Here is a 3,090-nt window from a genome sequence, read left to right as displayed (position 1 = left end):
GCCCTGCACCCGGCCGGCCCGGGGCCGGCCGGGTGCAGGGCCATGCAGGTGATCGGGGTGGCCGACTCCGCGACCGATGGCGCGGCGCCCGGTCCTTCCGCCCGACGAGGCGAGACAGTGGACCGGATCTTCGGCCGGACCGAGCGGGGGCGTTGTCGACGTCGGCAGCCGGGTGCGCTCGACCGGCTGACCGCCCACCTCGTCCGCAAGGGGACACATCGATGACCGAGACCGGCGCGTCCTACCGCGATCTCCGCGCCCTGGTGATCAACTGCACGCTCAAGCGTTCTCCGGAGCGGAGCCACACCCAGGGGCTGATCGACATCAGCACCGGGATCATGGAGCGCCAGGGCGTGCAGGTCGAGGTGCTCAGGGCGGTGGACGTCGACATCGCGACCGGTGTCTGGCCGGACATGACCGAGCACGGGTGGGAGACCGACGAGTGGCCCGTCATCTACTCGAAGGTGATGGCCGCCGACATCCTCACCTTGGCCGGACCCGTATGGCTGGGAGACAACTCCTCGGTCATGAAGAAGGTCATCGAGCGCCTGTACGCCTGCTCGTCGGTCCTCAACGAGCACGGCCAGTACGCGTACTACGGCCGGGTCGGAGGCTGTCTGATCACCGGCAACGAGGACGGCGCCAAGCACTGCGCGATGAACGTCGTCTACAGCCTCCAGCACCTCGGATACGTCATCCCGCCGCAGGCCGACGCGGGCTGGGTCGGCCCGGCCGGCCCCGGACCGTCCTACCTGGACCCCGGCTCCGGCGGGCCGGACAACGACTTCACGAACCGCAACACGACCTTCATGACCTGGAACCAGCTCCACCTGGCGAGGATGCTCAAGGACGCCGGCGGCATCCCCGCCCACGGAAACCAGCGCTCCGAGTGGGACGCCGGCTGCCGCTTCGACTTCGAGAACCCCGAGCACCGTTGAGCGCGGTCCAGGGGCGGAGGTACGAACGTCCCACCCGCCGAAGACGGGCGAGGGGTGCCAGAAGGTTGCGACGTCGTCGACTGTCGGCCGAGTGGTGGTCAGCCTGCCCGTGGAAGCGCCGGAGGTTGCCCGTAGGGTCGGCGCGCCGCCTTTTGCTCAGAGAGAGCCCGGCGGTCCGTACACACCGGCCAGCTCGACCGCCAGCCGTGCGAGCCGCTCCCTCGCCTCCGGCGGATCCAGCACCTCGACGCGTGCCCCCAGCCCGGCCAGCTGGGTCGCGACGACCTCCGGCGTCGGCCCGTCGACCCGTATCTCCGTCCACCCGTCGGGCAGCACCGGACCGACGTGCAGGCGCCCGTCGAACAGCCGCTCCAGGATCGCCATGGCACCCGGCTCGGCCCGGGCCCGGACCGTCGCCGCGTACAGCCGCTCCTCCAAGCGCGCGGCGAACGAACGCCAGACCGTGGGAAGGTCGAAGCCGGGTGGTCGTACGACGGGTTCGCCGGTCGCCTGGACCGAGGCGACCCGGCTGAGCCGGAAGGTTCGCAAGCCCCGATCCGTCTCGGCGACGAGGTAGTCGTGACCGGCCTTGGTCACGAGCCCGAGCGGATGGACGGTTCGTACGCCGACGGGCTTGCCGGGCCCGGCGTACCCGAGCCGCACCTGGATCCCGTCCACCACGGCCCGCCGGAGCGCGTCGAGGTGCGGCCCGGTGGCCGTGACGTCGGCGCGCGACCAGTTCGTGCCGTCGGTAAGGCCGGCCCGCGACGCGGCCTCGGCGCCCGCGCGCAGGGGTGCGGGCAGCGCACGCACCAACTTGCGCAATGCCGTGCGGAGTTCGGGCGTGGTTGACGAAGGGCCCGCGAGCAGGAACAGTGCCCGGATCTCCTCGGCGGTCAGCCCGGTGAGGTCCGTACGGGCACCGCCGACCAGCGACCAGCCGCCGCCGCGGCCACGCTGCGAGTAGACGGGGATGCCCGCGGTGGACAGGGCCTCCAGGTCGCGGCGTGCGGTCCGTGGCGACACTTCGAGTTCGGCGGCGACCTCGGCCACGGTCACACGGGTGCGTGTTTGGAGGAACAGCAGGGTTGCCACCAGACGATCGGCTCTCATGGCGACCATTCTTTTCCGGAAAGCGGCCAGGAGATGACCTATTCGGCTTCCAGGATGAAGCCATGACACAGATGGAGAACACCCCGCGGTCCACTGCCGCCCCTGATGCCACCGCCGACCCTCGCCAGGGCCTTCTGAAGGCAATCGCACTGGCCGGACGTACCGTCGCCGCGGTCCGGCCCGAGCAGTTCGACGGACCCACGCCCTGCCCCGAGTTCACCGTCCGGCGGCTGGCCGGTCACCTCGTCGCCGTCCTGCGTCGGATCGCCCTCGCCGGACGCGGCGGCGACGTGACGAGCCTCTCCACGGTCGCCGACGACCTCGCGGACACCGAATGGCAAGAGGCGTGGGACGCCGCGGTGCGTGAGGTCGAGGCGGCATGGGCGGATCCCGCGGTCCTGGGCCGGATATTGACACTGCCGTTCGGCAGCCTTCCCGGTGCTGCCGCCGCGGCCGTCTGGACCTCGGAGTTCACCGTGCACACCTGGGACGTGGCCACCGCGACCGGACAGTTCCCGGACTGGGACCCCGAACTCGTGGCGATCTCGTACGCCGCCATGAGGCGCGGGCTGCCCGCCGGGCCGCGTGACGGTGCGCCGTTCGGGGCCGCTGTGGAGGTCGACGCGGACGCGCCGGCCATCGACCGCCTCGTGGCGTGGTGCGGACGCAAGCCGTAACCAGCATCCGAAAAGGGAGGGCGGCCCCATGGCTGGGGCCACCCTCCCCGCGCGTTCGGGCAGGACGGCGCCACGACCCGGCGCCCGGCGGCGACGTCGAACCCGGCCGAACCCCGGCCTCGCCGGGGCGCGTTCAGCTGGGCGGCCCGCTCCGATCGTCCGGCGTCCCGCCGCGGGCCGGCGCGCCGACGAGCCCGCGGAGCCACGCGTGGGCGGGGTCGTCGCTGACACTGCCGTGCCAGGTGGCGCTGACGGTGTACGCGGGCATCGGGACGGGGAGGGCGGGGTCTCGGTGAGGTCGATCTCGCCGTGGTCGAGCATGTCGGCGACGGTGTTGCGGTTGGCCTGCCGTACGGCGAGCC

General features: G+C 72.1%; 3 protein-coding genes. 2 read left to right on the top strand and 1 reads right to left on the bottom strand.

Features of this window, described 5'->3' with window-relative positions; translation table 11 throughout:
• Positions 1–221: 221 nt before the first annotated feature.
• A complete protein-coding gene (locus CCN56_RS39580) occupies positions 222–938 on the top strand; it encodes a flavodoxin family protein (RefSeq protein ID WP_086832423.1) in 717 nt (238 codons plus the stop codon).
• A gap of 156 nt (positions 939–1,094) precedes the next feature.
• On the opposite strand, the gene CCN56_RS39575 is transcribed toward CCN56_RS39580, so the two are convergent.
• A complete protein-coding gene (locus CCN56_RS39575) occupies positions 1,095–2,051 on the bottom strand; it encodes a YafY family protein (RefSeq protein ID WP_179200154.1) in 957 nt (318 codons plus the stop codon).
• 62 nt (positions 2,052–2,113) lie between these two features.
• On the opposite strand from CCN56_RS39575, the gene CCN56_RS39570 reads away from it, so the two are divergent.
• Positions 2,114–2,728: a TIGR03086 family metal-binding protein gene (locus tag CCN56_RS39570; RefSeq protein WP_086832421.1), complete on the top strand. Its 615-nt coding sequence runs from the start codon at positions 2,114–2,116 to the stop codon at positions 2,726–2,728.
• Positions 2,729–3,090: the final 362 nt, after the last annotated feature.

The organism is Streptomyces sp. NRRL B-24572 (assembly GCF_002156145.1).
Taxonomy (GTDB): Bacteria; Actinomycetota; Actinomycetes; order Streptomycetales; family Streptomycetaceae; genus Streptomyces; species Streptomyces vietnamensis.
The sequence above is the reverse complement of the archived record's forward strand: the minus strand, read 5'-3'. Positions and strand labels throughout refer to the sequence as shown.